This window comes from Mycobacterium sp. E1386, assembly GCF_001672745.1.
Classification (GTDB): Bacteria; Actinomycetota; Actinomycetes; order Mycobacteriales; family Mycobacteriaceae; genus Mycobacterium.
Window position 1 is genome coordinate 1 of the sequence record NZ_LZKH01000013.1, and the last position, 15,875, is coordinate 15,875.

A 15,875-nucleotide genomic window follows, 5' to 3' on the forward strand; every position below is an offset into this window, starting at 1 on the left:
CGCCGCGGCCGCCCCCGCCACCAACAGGACCAGCGCGGTGCGTTTGTACCAGGGCAGCGGGCCCTCTTCGGCGGCGTAGCGATCGCCGGCTCCGTAGCCGGAATCCGTTGCCTCCCGGGAGTACTCGCCCGTGGCGTCGCGCCCGGTGTAGGGCACCGGCTCGTCGCCGTCGGCGTCCTGGGACCAGGCCAGGGCGCCGTCCACATCGGTGGCCTGGGCGGCCGCCGCGGCCTGGGTCATGTCGATGCCGGCTGTGCCGACCATCTCGGTCGGCGTCTCCACCACGGCGCCCATGGCGGTCGGGGCGCCGCCCGCCGCCTGCTGGTCACCGAGCACGGCCGCTCCAATGGCGGCGCTGACCGCGGGCTGCGGTGGGGTGTGCACCGGCACCTGAAAACGCTCCGACAGCCGCGCGGCGATTAGCGGGATGCCGGCACCTCCGCCCACCGCCGCTACGGCAGCGAGCCTGTCCCTTGCAATCCCGTTGCGGCGCAACACTTCTTCGACGGTGCCCAGGAACCGGTCCAGCGGTTCGGCGATCAGCTGCTCCAGCTCGGCGCGCGACAGCTGCGCGTTCGCACCCGGAGCCATCGCGATCGAGGCCGTCGAAGCGGTCGACAGTTGTTCCTTGGCGCGCCGGCATTCGCCGAGCAGGCGGCTTTGCGAGCCGATCCGCACGGTGCTGCCCAGGTCGGCCATGGTGTCGTCAGAGGCCCGCAGGCGACCCAGGACGAGCTGATCGATCGCATCGCCGGAGAAATCCGCCGATCGCGCCGTCGTGCCGACGCGGGTGAAGCCGGATCCGGCGTCCATCAGGGTGACGCTGGTGCCGCTGGCTCCGAAATCGCACAGCGCGACGACGCCGGCGGTCGGGAACCCCGGTCTGCCACGGAGCCCCGCGAGCGCGGCGGTGGCGTCGGACACGAGCACCGGCGCCACACCGCCGCGGGCAAGGTCCGGCTGGGCGAAGAATTCCTCACGCAACGCGGTGAACTGGGCGTCGGACCAGTACGCGGGCACGGCAATGGTGATCGGGGAGCCGTAGCCGACGGTGCGCGCCATGGCTTCGATCGCTTCGACCGTCAGCACCTCCCCGAGGTACTTCGTTCCATCGGCCGCCACCAGTGGGGACCGGTCGCCGACGCGCTCGACGAATCCGCGCAGCACCATCCCGTTTTCGGTCAGATTCGGGTTCTCTTCCGGCAAGCCGACTTCGGTTGGCCGGCGTTCGAAGAGCGTCAATACGGCGCTGCGGACCACCGGCGGCCTGCCCGCGCGGGCAGCCACCAGGTTGGCCGCCCCAATCGACAGCCCGAGCGACTCGCTCATGCCCCGCACCCCACTTCCGATCGCCCGGTGGTCCTCACCATAGCGGCCGAGACGGTCAGCGCAGGCCGGGCGGGACCGTGATCGCCGTGGGCACCCCCGGAATCGTGATCACCGAGGGCACCTGCGGCAGGTGATGCTTGTGCGTCGGCTCCTGCTGACTCGGCTGACGCGTGGGCTGCTGCGTCGGCTGCTGGGCCGGCGCCTCGACGGCGCTGCTGGTGGTCGGCGTCGTGGTGGTGGTGGTCGTCGGAGCGGTCGTGGTGGTGGTGGTCGTCGTGCTCGTGCTGCTGGTGCTCGGGGACGGGCTGGTGCCTTGCCCACCCTGCAGCAGCTCGGTGATGCCGTAGACGATCAGGGCGATCAGGATCGCGACGAACACCAGCCAGGCGATCAGCAGCGGGGGCTTGCGGTACCACGGAGTGGGTTCGGCCTCCAGGTTGTCGAACGCCTCGGGCTGCTCGAATCCCTCGGGCGGGTTCGCGGGGGGTTCGCCGGTGGTCGGCGGCTCAGCGACGCCGTAGTCGGCATGGCGGGTCGCCTGTTCGTGGAAGTCGTCGGGTGGGCCGTTGCGTGCCACGGCACCGATGGTACTGACACCACCTGCCAGCCTCCTGAGCGCGCCTTCAGAACGTGTTGACGCTGCCCAGCGCGGCCCGCACGCGCCCCCGCGCCCGGTCGAGCCGGACAGCGGCCTCGGCTGCGTCGATGCCCGCGAGCAACGCGACGATCGCGGTCTTGGCATGACCGCCCGCGGCGGCCAGCGCGGCGGCCGCGGTCTCCTCGTCGGCGCCAGCCGCGTCGCGCACGATGCGCACCGCGCGCCGGCGCAGCTTCGCGTTGGTCGCGCGCACATCGACCATCCGCGGTCCGTACGCCTTGCCGAGCGCGATCATGACGCTCGTCGAGAGCGCGTTGAGCACGACCTTCTGCGCCGTGCCCGCGGTCAGCCGGGTGGACCCGGCGAGAACCTCAGGGCCGGTGAGCAATTCGATCACCACGTCGGCAGACGCCGCGCTGTTCGGGTTGTTGACCATCGCGACCGTCAGCGCGCCCACCGCGCGCGCGTGCTCGAGCGCCCCGAGCACGTACGGCGTGCGGCCCGACGCCGTGATCCCGACGAGCGCGTCGGCGGCGGTCAGGTCGGCGAGATCGGTTGGCTCGAAGGTGTCTTCGGCGCCCTCGATCGCCTCGGTCAGCGCCGCCGGCCCACCGGCGATGACACCGCGCACGAGGTCGGTGCCGAACGTTGGCGCACACTCGGCCGCGTCCAGCACACCGAGCCGCCCGGGCGTTCCGGCGCCGGCGTAGATCAGGCGACCACCGTGCTCGAGCCGCGCGGCGATCGCCTCGGCCGCCGCCGCGATCCGCGGGACCGCCGCCGCCACTGCGGCGTGCGCCTCGCCCTCGGCGGTGACGAGCAGCGCGACGACCTCCCCGATGGGCCGCGCGTCGAGGTCATCCAGGCCGGGCCGCACGGCTTCGGTGGCGAGCGCGTCAAGTCCTTGCACGCCAATGGTTTTCGGTGCCGCCCCCACGCGGATCACGTGCGGCTCGTGGATCGCCCCCAGCCGCAGCGCCCCATCGAGCGCGTCGCCGGCGGCGGGGACGAGGTCGAGCTTCTCCCGCAGCGCCTGGTACCCGGCCAGGCCGCCGACCATCGCGACCGGTCCATCCCCGGCCGCGCGAGCGGTCGCGGCGAGCGCCTCGGCGGCCGCGCCGACGATCGCCAGCGCGGCGGCGTCGCCTTGCGCGGCGAGCACGTCGGGTGCGAAGGACGCGAGCGCGGCGGCATCAGTGAGCTGCGCGGGCCAGGTCTGCGGTGCGCCGAAGCGGGCGCGGGCGGCGTCGAGCAGCATGGTGGACGGGCCGCGGCCGTCGTGCGCGCGCAGCGCCGCGCGCAGCCCGGCGGCGCCGATCCACGCGCCGCCGCCCTCGTCGCCCAGCCAGGGGCCCCAGCCGTCGGCGCGCCGCCACCGACCATCCGCATCGATCGCGAGCGCCACGACGCCGGTGCCCGCGATCAGCACGACGCCCGGCTGTCCGTTCAGGGCGCCGGCGTGCGCGGTCACGGCGTCGCTGGTCACCGCGACGCGATCCGCCCGCAGCGAGGTCAGCAGCGCGTCGCCCAATGTGCGCGCCGCATCCGGGGCCGCCTCCGCCCCGGCGGCGCCGACGATCACCTCGTCGACCGCGCCGAGCTGGCGTGCGACATTCAGGATCGCCGCCTCCGCGGCCCGCACGCCGCCGGGCGCCGCGAGCCCCGGCGCGCCCGGCCCCTGCGCCCTACGGCCGCATGCCGAAGCCCGGCACGACGTCTTACCCAAATCGACGGCGAGGATCACCGCACCCATCCTTTATCGGCCCGGGCTGGGTGTCGACTGCCGGGCAAACTGGTGTGGTGGAGCCGGCGTTGCTGACCGTGGGGCACGGGACGGCCGACCGTGAGCGGCTGGCGGAGTTGCTCGCCGGCGCCGGGGTGGCGCTGGTGGTGGACGTGCGGCGATATCCGGCCAGTCGGACGAATCCGGACGTGCGTCGGGAGTCTTTGGAAAGCTGGCTGCCCCAACACGGCATCGACTACCGGTGGGAGCCGCGCCTGGGCGGGCGGCGTCACGTCGCGGCCGGAGAACCCGAGCCGGACAGCTGGTGGACGGTGGCCGCATTCCGGGCGTACGCCGCATACACCCGGACACCCGAGTTCGACGCGGCGCTGGACGAACTCCTGGCCGACGCCGCCCGGCGCACCACGGCGGTGATGTGCAGCGAGAGCGTCTGGTGGCGCTGCCACCGGCGGCTGATCGCGGACGTCGCAGAGCTCGGTCGCGCGGTGCCGGTGCGGCATCTCATGCCGGACGGTCGCCTCAGCCCGCACCGCCCCGCCGACGGTGCTCGCCGCCGCACCGACGGCCACCTGGTATGGGACGGCTGAGTTGGTGTCAATGCTTTGCCGGTGACTGTTCGAAGTGGTACGAAAGGGCCCCGCCAAGGATTGGTCGAGGTTACTGTCTTGCAGGGGTTGCGGTTCACTTGCCTGGGGGACACATGAGCACGCGGGTTTCCGCTGGACGCTCTCAATTACGAGCGTTGACAAGATGCCGTTAGAGCATGGTCAGATCTTTGCCGGTTACACGATCGTCCGCCTGCTGGGCTCTGGGGGGATGGGCGAGGTTTACTTGGCGCAACACCCGCGACTGCCGCGTAAAGATGCACTGAAGGTGCTCTCGGCGGGTGTGTCTGCCGATGCCGACTACCGCGCCCGCTTCCTCCGGGAAGCTGAACTGGCGGCTACCCTCTGGCACCCGAACATCGTGAGCGTGCACGATCGTGGCGAAGACGACGGCCAACTGTGGATGTCGATGGACTTCGTTGACGGCCTGGATCTGGGCCGTCTCCTGGCCGGCCGTTACCCCGCTGGAATGCCGATTGAGGACGTTGTCCGCGTCGTCACGGCGGTCGCCAGCGCGCTGGACTACGCCCACAAACAAGGCCTCCTTCACCGAGATATCAAGCCGGCCAACGTCATGATGACCCATCCCGACGACGAGGCCGAGCATCGCATCCTTTTGACGGACTTCGGAATAGCGCGCAATGTCCACGACATCAGCGGGCTGACCAAGACCAACATGACTGTGGGCACGGTGGCCTACTGCGCTCCCGAGCAACTATTGGGCGAAAACATTGACGGTCGCGCCGACCAGTACTCGTTGGCAGCCACTGCCTACCATCTGCTGACTGGCTCTCAGCTGTTTCCGAACTCCAACCCTGCGGTGGTCATTAGTCGCCACCTCAACGTGTCACCACCACCGTTGGCTCACAGCCGACCAGAGCTTGCTCGGCTTGATCCAGTTTTCGCCAAGGCTCTGAGTAAGCAGCCAGAGGATCGGTATAAACGTTGCTCTGATTTCGCGCGAGCCTTAAGCGAACAGTTCAGTTCCGCTGGTGGGCACACGACATCGGCTTCCACCGCATCAGCACCGAGGGCAACGCCCACAAGCGACCCAACGGCTGGACAATCGCGGCTTCGGCCTTTATCCCTGGTGACACTCATTGCCGTCTTGGTTGTGTCAATCAGCGCGGCCGCGTTCCTACTGTGGCCATCGCAGCATGACCGAGCGGCGAACAGCACCACCAGCACCGCGTCACCGGCAGTGCCATCAGTCACTTTCGACAGCATGCGAGATTTTGTCACCAGCTATTACGCTGACCTTCCAGCTCGGCCGAAGGACGCCTGGGCCAAACTTGACGATCATTGCCAGAACCAAACCGGAGAGCGCCAATTTTTGGATTTCTGGGCGACAATCCAATCGGTGACCGTCCTTTCGGTTAGTCCCCGGGACGCCACGAGCGTGGTTGCTCAGCTGCAGTATGTGCGGCGCAATGGCACCTCCGACACCGAAAACCGTTGGCTCAAAATGGCGTTGGTGAATGGTGTGATGCAACTCGACGAGAGTGGGCGGGTCGGCTCAGTTAATGAGTTACCGACTTCGCCACCGCAACAGCCGTTCTCGCCAAAGGCGATCGATCAAGTATTGCTGACATCTGACGAGCTGACCAAGGTGCTGGGAGTCACCGTCACCAACAATCCGGCCGGGGGCGGCGGAGGCAGCGCGTTGGCAATCAAGTCCTCGTCGTACGGGATGGGCGATCATTCCGGACAGGTCAAACCCCAATCATGTGTCGGTGTGGCCTTCACTGGCGAACATGATGTCTACGCAACCGCAGATCCAGCTGCGATCAAGGTCCAAATATTTGGAGACCAGTACGGAAGCGGCGGTAGCAACGCAGCAACCTATTACCTCGAACAAACCGCTGTAGTTTTTTCCTCTGCCGAGGAGGCGCAACAGGTTTTGAAGTCTGCGACGGCTCGCTGGAATACGTGCAGCGGTACCGAGGTCGACGTGACGCTCGGCTATGAAAACGGGCGCGGATTCCACTTGGGGGATGTGACCCACGAAGGCGACCTGATCACCATCTCCATGGCATCTTGGGGCGGATTGAACGGGCTGCATGCCTGCCAGCAGGCGCTAGGCGTACGTGCGAACGTCGTTGTGGAAGCCCGAACATGCGAAGAGCCGTCGGTGCCCAATTTCAACTGGCAGCAACCGGTCAATCCGGCATGGGCGTCGCCCACCGCTGCACCGCTCGCGAATGCGATGCTCAACAAGGTGAAGGTCTGACAGACCAGCTGCTAAAGCGATCGCGTGTCGGCCCCATCAACGCCAAATTGCTACTAGGTCGGCGCGGCGGGTAGCACGACCGTACCTGGAGCAGCTATCAAGTCGCTGCTGCGGTCCGACTATGGTCCCAGCTCGCAAATAACCCTGCGACCTGCCTTTAGAACGTGTTGACCCTGTCGACGCTGACGAACATGCCGTGTCCGGTGCGGTCGTTGGTGAAACGGGTGCCGTCGGCGGTGGCGTTGATCGTCCAGCCGGCGGCGTTGTAGGTCTTGTAGTCGATCTGGACGGTCGGGATGGCGCCCAGGTTGCCGAGCACCCACTGGACCTTGCCGCCGGAGTCCACACTGACGCCGTTGGCGTGCTCGCCGTCCTGCATGGGGGAGTTGGTGAACGGCGCCTCGCAGCCGACGGTGGTCTTGTTGATCTGGCAGCGCGTGGTGCCCGACTTGGTTTCGATGAACACGTAACCGTTCTGGTCGGGCGGCAGCGGGATGGCGCCGGCCGGCGTGGTCGGGTTGGCCGGCGTCGTCGGCAGGCCGGGGGCCGGGCTGGCGGTGGGCGCCGGCGACGACGTGCTGGGCCTGGGGGTGGGGAACGTGGGCTCGACCGGCCCCGCGCCCGGCGCGGCGACGGGCCGGCCCGCGATGGTGGACGAACAGGCGTCGATCAGCACGGGACTGACCAGCACCGGCGCGATCAGCAAGGATCCACCGGCCAGGCTCCACCGAGCCCTTCGCGAAAACCGCACGCGCCACTCCCGATTATCAGCAATATCGGGAAATCAGATTACGCGCGAAGTGACGAAACCCCGGGTAACCGCGCACGTATCGATGCGGCCCCGATGGTGAAGCTTTACCGCTGTGTGACCGATTGCGTCTCGGCGGCGCGGCGGGCGGCCGCGACGATGCCCTGGTAGCCGGTGCACCGGCAGAAGTTGCCCGACAGGCCTTCCCGGATCTCATGGTCACTTGGGTCGGGGTTGTCGCGCAGCAGCGCGGTCAGCGACATCACGAAACCCGGGGTGCAGAAGCCGCATTGCAGCCCGTGGCACTCCCGCAGCGCCGACTGCACGGGCGACAGGGTGCCGTCCGGTGCGGCGATGCCTTCGACCGTGGTCACCTCGGACCCGTCGGCCTGCACCGCGAACATCAGGCAAGAGCGCACGGCCTCGCCGTCCAGCAGCACCGTGCACGCCCCGCACGCTCCGTGCTCGCAGCCCAGGTGGGTGCCGGTGAGCCCGCACTTTTCCCGTAGGAAGTCCGCCAGCGTCATCCGCGGTTCCACCGCGGCCGTGATCGGAGTTCCGTTGACGGACAGTTCGATTGGGTGTTCACGCATCGCTTGCCCCCAGGGCTTCGGCTATCGCTTGTGTCCACGCGCGGGTGGCCATGGTGGCACCGACCTTCAACCGGTAGGACGCCGACCCTTGCAGGTCGTTGGGAATGTCGTCGAGCCCGCTCATCGCGGCCTCGCCGATCTCCTCGGGGACCAGCTCGCCGACCGGCCTGCCCACAGCGGCGGCCTCGGCCGCCGTCGCGCGCCGGACGGTGGACCCCATGCCCAGCAGCCCGATCGCGCAGCGCGTCAACCGGTCGCGATCGTCGAGCTGGACGGCGACCAGGGCGCCGGCGATCGCGAAATCGCCGTGGCGGCGCGAGAATTCCTCGACGGCGAAGCCGGACCTGCCGTCCCACACGGGGAACCGCACCCCGGTCAGCACCTCGTCGGATTCCATGGTGGTCTCCCATACCCCGGCGAAGAAGTCGGCGGCCGCGATCTCGCGGCGCCCGCGCGGCGAGGCGACCTCCATCACCGCGTCCAGGGTCAGGGCGACCGCCGGGTATTCGCCGGCGGCGTCGGCGTGGGCGATCGACCCGCCGAGGGTGCCCCGGTTGCGGATCTGGAAATGCCCGACGAACGGCGTCACCCGGGTCAACAGCGGAACCGCTTGGCGCACTTGCTCATCGGCGCCGACGGTGGCCTCGGTGGTGCCCGCGCCGATCCACAGTTCCGCGCCCCGGCGCTCGATGCCCTGCAGCTCGGGCAGCCGGGAGATGTCGATCAGATGGTCGAAGTAGGCCAGTCGCATCGCCAGCATCGGCACCAGGCTCTGCCCGCCCGCCAGTATCTTCGCGTCGTCGCCCAACTCGGCCAGCAGGCCCACGGCGTCGTCGATGGTGTCGGGGCGGTGGTATTCGAACGCGGACGGTTTCACCGCTGCGCCTCCTCGAGGAGCGCGGCGATGGACGCCGGGCTGGCCGGCAGCCGTGTGACGGTCACGCCCAGCGGTGCCAGCGCGTCGTTGATGGCGTTGATCACCGCCGGGGTCGAGCCGATGGCCCCGCCCTCGCCGGCGCCCTTGTAGCCGCCGGGCCCGGGCCCGGGAATCTCGACGTGGCCGAACTCGATGGGCGGCACCTCGGTGGCCGTGGGCAGCAGGTAGTCGACGAAAGTCGTTGCCAGCGGGTTGCCGTCGTCGTCGTAGACCATGTCCTCCATCAGGGCGCCACCGATGCCCTGCACCGTCCCCCCGGCGATCTGGCCCTCGACGACCGACGGGTTGATCATCGGCCCGACGTCCTCGCTGACGACGTAGCGCAGCAGCGTCACCTTGCCGGTCGCCACGTCCACCTCGCAGGTGCAGGCGTGGGTCGCGTTGGACCAGTGGATGGGATTGGTCGAGTTGAACCGGGCGGTCGCCTCGAGGTTGGCCGACATTCCCGGCGGCAGTTGCTGCGGCGAGTAGTACGCCACGTAGGCCAGCTCGCCGAACGACACCGACTTGTCCGGGGCACCGCGCACACTGGCCACCGAAAACGCAAGCTCCACTTCCGATTCCGCGGCCTTGAGGTGGTGCGCGGCCAGCGCCACGATCTTCTCGCGCAGGATGGCCCCCGCCTCGCTGACCGCCCCCGCGGTCATCGGCGCGCTGCGGCTGCCCTGCGTGCCGGCCCCATAGGGGGTGACGGCGGTGTCGCCCTGGATGGTGGCCACGTCGTCGATGTCGGCGCCGAGCGCGTCGGCGGTCAACTGGACGACGGTGGTCTCGATGCTGTTCCCGCTCGAGCCGCCGTTGACGTACACGTTGATCTTGCCGGTCGGCTCCATGCGGATGGTGGCGCCTTCGGTGGCCAGGTGGCCGGTCGCCGCGCCGGTCGGCTCGATGTAGGCCGAGAAGCCGAGGCCCAGGTAGCGGCCTCGCGCCAGCGCCTCGGCCTGCTCTTTGCGAAACCCTTCGTGGTCAAGGATTTTCACCGCCTGCTCGAAGGTCTCGATCGGGGCGACGTGGTCGTACGGCATGCCGTTGGGGTTGACGTACGGCATCTCGTCGCGTCGCAACAGGTTTCGGCGGCGCAGCTCCACCGGGTCGACGTTCATCCTGCGGGCGGCGATGTCGAGCAGGATCTCGCGCGCCAGCGTCTCGTACTGCCACGGTCCGCGGTAGGCGGCCAGGCCGCTGGTGTGGGAGAACACCGTCTTGTAGTTGAAGCTGGCCTTGGGCACGCGGTAGGGGCCCGGGAAGAACATCCCGATGGCGGCCGTGGTCAGTACCGGATACGGCGTCGGGTAGGCGCCGATGTCCTGGACGAAGTCGATGTCCGCGGCCGCGATGTTGCCCGCGGCGTCGAAGGCCATGCGGGCGGTGCCGTCGACGTGGCGGGCCTGCCCGGCCGACATCAGGTTCTCGCGCCGGTCCTCGATCCACTTCAGCGCCGCAGGCACCTTGCGCGCGGCCAGCATGATGCACATGTCCTCGCGCATCGGGACCACCTTCTGGCCGAAGCCGCCGCCGGTGTCGCGCATGATGACCCGAACACGTTGTGCCGCAATGCCTAACAGGCGCGCGCAGAACGCCCGCAGTTCGTGTGGGGTCTGGGTGGACGCCCACATCGTGAGTTCGCCTGTGGCGGCGGTCCATTCGACGACCAGGCCGCGGGTCTCGATCGGCACGGGCGCGTAGATCTGCTGATAGATGTGCTCTTTGACGACGCACGGCGCGTTGGCGAACAGCTCTTCGTCCGGCGGGGCGCCGCCCATCCCGCCGGCGACGTTGTTCGGGTAGGCCTCGTGCACCAGCACGTCGGAGTCCTGGGCCCGGGTGAAGTCGCTGACCGCGGGCAGCGGCTCGTAGTCCACGTCGACGAGCTCCAGCGCGTCCTCGGCGACATAGCGGCTCTCGGCGACGATGAGCGCGACGGGGTCGCCGACGAACTTGGCCTCGCCCTCGGCCAGGGGCGGTCGCGGGGTGTCCGGCATGTCCTTGCCGGCGACCGCGTGCCACGCCTCTTTCACGTCCGGGTTGAGGTCGTCGGCGGTGAACACCGCGCGCACGCCGGGCAGCGCCAGTGCGGCCGAGGCGTCGATGCCGTTGATGCGCGCCCGCGCGAACGGGCTGCGCACGAAGCAGGCGTGCAGCATGCCCGGCCGCGAGATGTCGTCGACGAAGCTGCCGCGGCCGGTCAGCAGCCGGCCGTCTTCCACCCGCTGGACGCGGGTACCGGCGTACCGGGGCGCCGGGGCGACGGCGTGCCCTTGTACGTCCTGACTCATGACTCTCCATCCGATGCCGGTGCATAGCGAAGTTATCGCTTTGGGAGAAGTGCAATGTCATCATAGGAGAGTGGGGTTACCGGAGTCGACCCGTCCACCACACAGCGTCGGAGTCCTGCTGGCGGCGGGCGCCGGGCGGCGCTACGGCAAGCCGAAGGTGTTGGTCGAGGGCTGGCTGGACATCGCGGTCGACGCCCTGCGCGCCGGGGGCTGCGCCGGCGTCGTCGTCGTGCTGGGCGCCGCGCAGGTCCCCGCCCCGGCCGGGGCGGTCGCGGTCACCGCGGCGCGGTGGCAGGACGGCTTGAGCGCCTCGGTGCGCACCGGCCTCGAGCAGGCCGGCCGCATGGGCGCGGAGTACGCCGTGCTGCACGTCGTCGACACCCCCGACGTCGGTCCCGCCGTGGTGGCGCGGGTGCTCGGCCGCGCCATCGCGTCCCCCGCCGGCCTGGCGCGCGCGGTGTTCGGTGGCCGCCCGGGCCATCCGGTGGTGATCGCGCGCCGGCACTGGCCCGACGTCCTCGCCCGCATCTCCGGCGACCGCGGCGCCGGGGCGTACCTGCGCACCCGGGACGACGTCGAGGTCGTCGACTGCGCGGACCTCGCCGGCGGTCAGGACATCGACGAGCCCTAGGCCGCCGCGGTTGGGTCGGCGGCCGGCAGCGCGGCGTCTTGGGCGGCGGCCCGCACCCGATGGCGGACCAGATACCAGCCGCCGATCAGCCCCGGGATGCCGACGGCCATCGCGCCGAGCAACCACGGGCCCTGGACCTTGTCCAACAACATCAGGACCAGTACGCCGGCCAGGAAGGCCAGCGTGAGGTAGCCGCTGTAGGGCGCCAGCGGCATCCGGAACTGCGGCCGTTGCACCGTCCCGGCGCGGGACAGCCGGTAGAACCGCAGCTGACTGGCCACGATCGTGCCCCAGGCCACCACGACGCCCACCGCGGCGATGTGGAGCACGATTTCGAACGCCTGGCTCGGTTTGACGGCGTTGAGCACGATGCCCAGGAGGCCGACGACGGCGGTGAGCAGGATCCCGCCGTACGGCACGCCGTTCTTGGTCATCGGTGCGGTGAACTTAGGGCCGCTGCCGTTCATCGCCATCGACCGCAGGATGCGGCCGGTGGAGTACAGCCCGGCGTTCAGGCTGGACAGCGCCGCGGTGAGCACGACGAGGTTCATCACGCTGCCCGCCCCGCCGAAGCCCACCTTGGAGAAGAACGTGACGAACGGGCTCACGTGGTCCCGGTAGGCGGTGTGGGGCAGCAGCAGCGCCAGCAGGACCGTCGACCCGATATAGAAGACGGCGATGCGAAACACCACGGAGTTGATCGCGCGCGGCATGATCTTGTGCGGATTCGCGGTCTCGCCGGCGGCGATGCCGACGAGTTCGACGGCGGCGTAGGCGAACACCACCCCTGAGGTGACGAGCACCAGGGGCAGCAGGCCGGCCGGCAGGAGTCCGCCATGGCTGTCCCAGAGCGCCACGCCGGGGTCGTGACCGTCGACCTTGAATCGGCCGATCAGGAAGACGGTGCCGATGACCAGGAACGTCACCAGCGCGAGCACCTTGATCAGTGAGGCCCAGAATTCGAGCTCGCCGAACAGCTTGACCGAGATCAGGTTCATCGCCAGCACCATGACCAACGCGATCAACGCCAGCGTCCACTGCGGGACGGCCTGGAACGTCGTCCAGTAGTGGCAGTAGTGCGCGATCGCGGTGGTGTCCACGATCCCGGTCATCGCCCAGTTGACGAAGTACAGCCAGCCCGCGGCGAATGCGGCCTTCTCGCCGAAGAATTCGCGGGCATAGGAGACGAAGGATCCCGACGACGGGCGGTAGAGCACGAGCTCGCCGAGCGCGCGCAGGATGAGGAACACGAAGATGCCGCAGATTCCGTACACCAGGAACAGCCCCGGCCCCGCCGACGCGAGCCTTCCGCCGGCGCCCAGGAAGAGGCCCGTTCCGATGGCCCCGCCCAGGCCGATCATCTGTACCTGACGGTTGGTGAGCCCCTTGTGATAGCCCGCGTCTTCGCGGGTGAGCCGCGCGGCGGCGCTGTCGAGCTGTGCCATCAAGCTCCTGCCGGGGTGGCTCCAGGGAAGCTCAGGTTAACCCATCGGCGGGCTGGCGGGCTCGCCGCGCGGGGCCCCGGGAACAAGACGGCGGCGTGCGCCGTTAGCATGATCAACAAGTTGAGCGAACCAGACTCAATGCTGGGTTGACACCCCGGTACCGCCGAGAGCAGTCTTGAGCGGGGTTCACTCAGCATAGTGGCACCAAGAAGGCTCTACTCAATCAGGAGGAATCACTATGGCTCGTGCGGTCGGTATCGACCTCGGGACCACCAACTCCGTCGTCGCAGTTCTCGAGGGCGGTGACCCCGTCGTCGTCGCCAACTCCGAGGGCTCTCGGACGACGCCGTCCATCGTCGCGTTCGCGCGCAACGGCGAAGTGCTCGTCGGCCAGCCCGCCAAGAACCAGGCGGTGACGAACGTCGACCGCACCATCCGTTCGGTCAAGCGGCACATGGGCACCGACTGGTCCATCGAGATCGATGACAAGAAATACACCGCGCAGGAGATCAGCGCGCGTGTGCTGATGAAGCTGAAGCGCGACGCGGAGGCGTACCTCGGTGAGGACATCACCGACGCCGTCATCACCGTGCCGGCGTACTTCAACGACGCCCAGCGCCAGGCGACCAAGGAGGCCGGCCAGATCGCCGGTCTGAACGTGCTGCGCATCGTCAACGAGCCCACCGCGGCCGCGCTGGCCTACGGCTTGGACAAGGGCGAGAAGGAACAGACCATCCTGGTCTTCGACCTCGGCGGCGGCACGTTCGACGTCTCGTTGCTCGAGATCGGTGAGGGCGTGGTCGAGGTCCGCGCCACCAGTGGTGACAACCACCTCGGCGGGGACGACTGGGACGACCGGATCGTCAACTGGCTCGTCGACAAGTTCAAGGGCACCAGCGGCATCGACCTGACCAAGGACAAGATGGCGATGCAGCGGCTGCGTGAGGCGGCCGAGAAGGCCAAGATCGAGCTCTCGAGTTCGCAGAGCACCTCGATCAACCTGCCATACATCACCGTCGACGCGGACAAGAACCCGCTGTTCCTCGACGAGCAGCTGACCCGCGCCGAATTCCAGCGCATCACCCAGGATCTGCTGGACCGCACCCGACAGCCCTTCCAGTCGGTGATCAAGGACGCCGGCATCTCGGTGTCCGAGATCGACCACGTGGTCCTGGTGGGTGGTTCCACCCGCATGCCCGCGGTGTCCGACCTGGTCAAGGAGATGACCGGCGGCAAGGAGCCCAACAAGGGCGTCAACCCCGACGAAGTTGTCGCGGTGGGAGCGGCTCTTCAGGCCGGTGTTTTGAAGGGTGAGGTGAAAGATGTTCTGCTGCTTGACGTTACGCCGCTGAGCCTGGGCATCGAGACCAAGGGTGGCGTGATGACCAAGCTCATCGAGCGCAACACCACGATCCCCACCAAGCGGTCGGAGACCTTCACTACGGCCGACGACAACCAGCCGTCGGTGCAGATCCAGGTCTATCAGGGTGAGCGCGAAATCGCTTCGCACAACAAGCTGCTCGGCTCCTTCGAGCTGACCGGCATCCCGCCGGCTCCGCGCGGCGTCCCGCAGATCGAGGTCACCTTCGACATCGACGCCAACGGCATCGTGCACGTCACGGCCAAGGACAAGGGCACCGGCAAGGAGAACACGATCAAAATCCAGGAGGGCTCCGGCCTGTCCAAGGAGGAGATCGACCGGATGATCAAGGACGCCGAGGCGCACGCCGAGGAGGACCGCCAGCGTCGCGAGGAGGCCGACGTCCGCAACCAGGCCGAGTCGCTGGTCTACCAGACGGAGAAGTTCGTCAAGGATCAGCGCGAGGCCGAGGGCGGGTCGAAGGTTCCCGAGGAGACGCTGTCCAAGGTCGACGCCGCCATCGCCGAGGCGAAGACGGCCCTGGGCGGCACCGACATCGGCGCGATCAAGGCGGCGATGGAGAAGCTGGGCCAGGAGTCCCAGGCGCTCGGACAGGCGATCTACGAGGCCACCCAGGCCGCGGGCGGCGCGGAGGCCGGTGCAGCCGGCGGAGCGTCGGGCTCGGCTGACGACGTCGTGGACGCGGAGGTGGTCGACGATGACCGGGAGTCCAAGTGACGGACGGCAATCAGGAACCGGTGACGGTCACCGACAAGCGGCGGATCGACCCCGAAACGGGTGAGGTGCGCCACGCCCCTCCCGGCCCAGAGCCGGGAGGGGACACGTCCGGTGGTGAGTTCTCGGGCGAAAGCCCCGAGGAGGCCGGCAAGGCCGCCGAATTGCTGGGCGACCTGCAACGGGTTCAGGCCGACTTCGCCAACTACCGCAAGCGCGCGCTGCGCGACCAGCAGGCCGCGGCGGACCGTGCCAAGGCCGCCGTCGTCAGCCAATTGCTGGGCGTGCTCGACGATCTCGAGCGGGCGCGCAAGCACGGTGACCTGGAGTCGGGCCCGCTGAAGTCGGTGGCCGACAAGCTGGACGGCGCTCTGACCGGACTCGGTCTGGTGGCGTTCGGCGAGGAAGGCGAGGACTTCGACCCGGTGTTGCACGAAGCCGTGCAGCACGAGGGCGACGGCGGCGACGGCTCCAAGCCGGTGATCGGCACGGTCATGCGGCAGGGCTACAAGCTCGGCGAGCAGGTGCTGCGGCACGCCCTGGTCGGCGTTGTCGACACGGTGCCGGACGAGGGCGCCGCGGCGGCCCCGCCGGCCGAATCGGACGATAACCCCGGCGCATCCGGTGAATAGACCACACAATCA

At 68.8% G+C, this 15,875-nt stretch carries 13 protein-coding genes and 1 pseudogene; 5 read left to right on the forward strand and 9 right to left on the reverse strand.

Annotated elements, in window-relative coordinates:
• The 4 genes and pseudogenes from A5709_RS01055 to A5709_RS29180 all read right to left on the reverse strand — a co-directional run.
• A partial coding sequence (locus tag A5709_RS01055) for an Hsp70 family protein (protein ID WP_068117343.1) occupies positions 1-1,329 on the reverse strand: 1,329 nt, incomplete at its 3' end.
• A gap of 55 nt (positions 1,330-1,384) precedes the next feature.
• A complete protein-coding gene (locus A5709_RS01060; RefSeq protein WP_068117346.1) occupies positions 1,385-1,906 on the reverse strand; it encodes a hypothetical protein in 522 nt (173 codons plus the stop codon).
• A 46-nt stretch (positions 1,907-1,952) separates the two neighbouring features.
• Complete coding sequence (murQ, locus tag A5709_RS29175) at positions 1,953-2,837, reverse strand: N-acetylmuramic acid 6-phosphate etherase (protein ID WP_369827221.1); 885 nt, start codon at positions 2,835-2,837, stop codon at positions 1,953-1,955.
• 114 nt (positions 2,838-2,951) lie between these two features.
• Positions 2,952-3,680, reverse strand: a pseudogene (locus A5709_RS29180) (BadF/BadG/BcrA/BcrD ATPase family protein); the annotation flags it as partial.
• 47 nt (positions 3,681-3,727) lie between these two features.
• On the opposite strand from A5709_RS29180, the gene A5709_RS01070 reads away from it, so the two are divergent.
• Both A5709_RS01070 and A5709_RS29185 read left to right on the forward strand, forming a co-directional pair.
• Positions 3,728-4,258 carry a DUF488 family protein gene (locus tag A5709_RS01070; protein ID WP_068117420.1) on the forward strand — a complete coding sequence of 177 codons (531 nt, stop codon included), beginning with the start codon at positions 3,728-3,730 and terminating at the stop codon, positions 4,256-4,258.
• Positions 4,259-4,421: 163 nt separating this feature from the next.
• Positions 4,422-6,506: a serine/threonine-protein kinase PknH/PknJ gene (locus A5709_RS29185; RefSeq protein WP_082973737.1), complete on the forward strand. Its 2,085-nt coding sequence runs from the start codon at positions 4,422-4,424 to the stop codon at positions 6,504-6,506.
• A gap of 157 nt (positions 6,507-6,663) precedes the next feature.
• On the opposite strand, the gene A5709_RS01085 is transcribed toward A5709_RS29185, so the two are convergent.
• From A5709_RS01085 to A5709_RS01100, 4 genes are all read right to left on the reverse strand, one after another.
• Positions 6,664-7,227 (reverse strand): hypothetical protein, encoded by a 564-nt coding sequence (locus A5709_RS01085; RefSeq protein WP_369806026.1) that lies wholly within the window; start codon positions 7,225-7,227, stop codon positions 6,664-6,666.
• 134 nt (positions 7,228-7,361) lie between these two features.
• Entirely contained in the window at positions 7,362-7,847 is a 486-nt protein-coding gene (locus A5709_RS01090) for a (2Fe-2S)-binding protein (protein WP_067950271.1), read from the reverse strand.
• A complete protein-coding gene (locus tag A5709_RS01095; RefSeq protein ID WP_068117354.1) occupies positions 7,840-8,724 on the reverse strand; it encodes a xanthine dehydrogenase family protein subunit M in 885 nt (294 codons plus the stop codon). Before A5709_RS01095 ends, A5709_RS01090 begins: the two co-directional genes overlap by 8 nt.
• Complete coding sequence (locus tag A5709_RS01100) at positions 8,721-11,060, reverse strand: xanthine dehydrogenase family protein molybdopterin-binding subunit (protein WP_068117356.1); 2,340 nt, start codon at positions 11,058-11,060, stop codon at positions 8,721-8,723. Before A5709_RS01100 ends, A5709_RS01095 begins: the two co-directional genes overlap by 4 nt.
• Before the next feature lie 70 nt (positions 11,061-11,130).
• Here A5709_RS01100 and A5709_RS01105 point away from each other — a divergent pair, with 70 nt between their 5' ends.
• Positions 11,131-11,691 carry an NTP transferase domain-containing protein gene (locus A5709_RS01105; protein WP_068117360.1) on the forward strand — a complete coding sequence of 187 codons (561 nt, stop codon included), beginning with the start codon at positions 11,131-11,133 and terminating at the stop codon, positions 11,689-11,691.
• Here A5709_RS01105 and A5709_RS01110 read toward each other — a convergent pair.
• Complete coding sequence (locus A5709_RS01110) at positions 11,688-13,136, reverse strand: amino acid permease (RefSeq protein WP_067950324.1); 1,449 nt, start codon at positions 13,134-13,136, stop codon at positions 11,688-11,690. The two genes, A5709_RS01105 and A5709_RS01110, sit on opposite strands and share 4 nt — an antisense overlap.
• Before the next feature lie 238 nt (positions 13,137-13,374).
• Between A5709_RS01110 and dnaK the strand changes: the two genes are divergently transcribed.
• On the forward strand, positions 13,375-15,234 hold the full coding sequence (gene dnaK, locus A5709_RS01115; RefSeq protein ID WP_067950279.1) for a molecular chaperone DnaK: 1,860 nt from the start codon (positions 13,375-13,377) through the stop codon (positions 15,232-15,234).
• Positions 15,231-15,863, forward strand: coding sequence for a nucleotide exchange factor GrpE (gene grpE / locus A5709_RS01120; protein WP_068012164.1), 633 nt, complete (start codon positions 15,231-15,233; stop codon positions 15,861-15,863). The genes dnaK and grpE overlap by 4 nt, the downstream gene beginning before the upstream one ends.
• Positions 15,864-15,875: the final 12 nt, after the last annotated feature.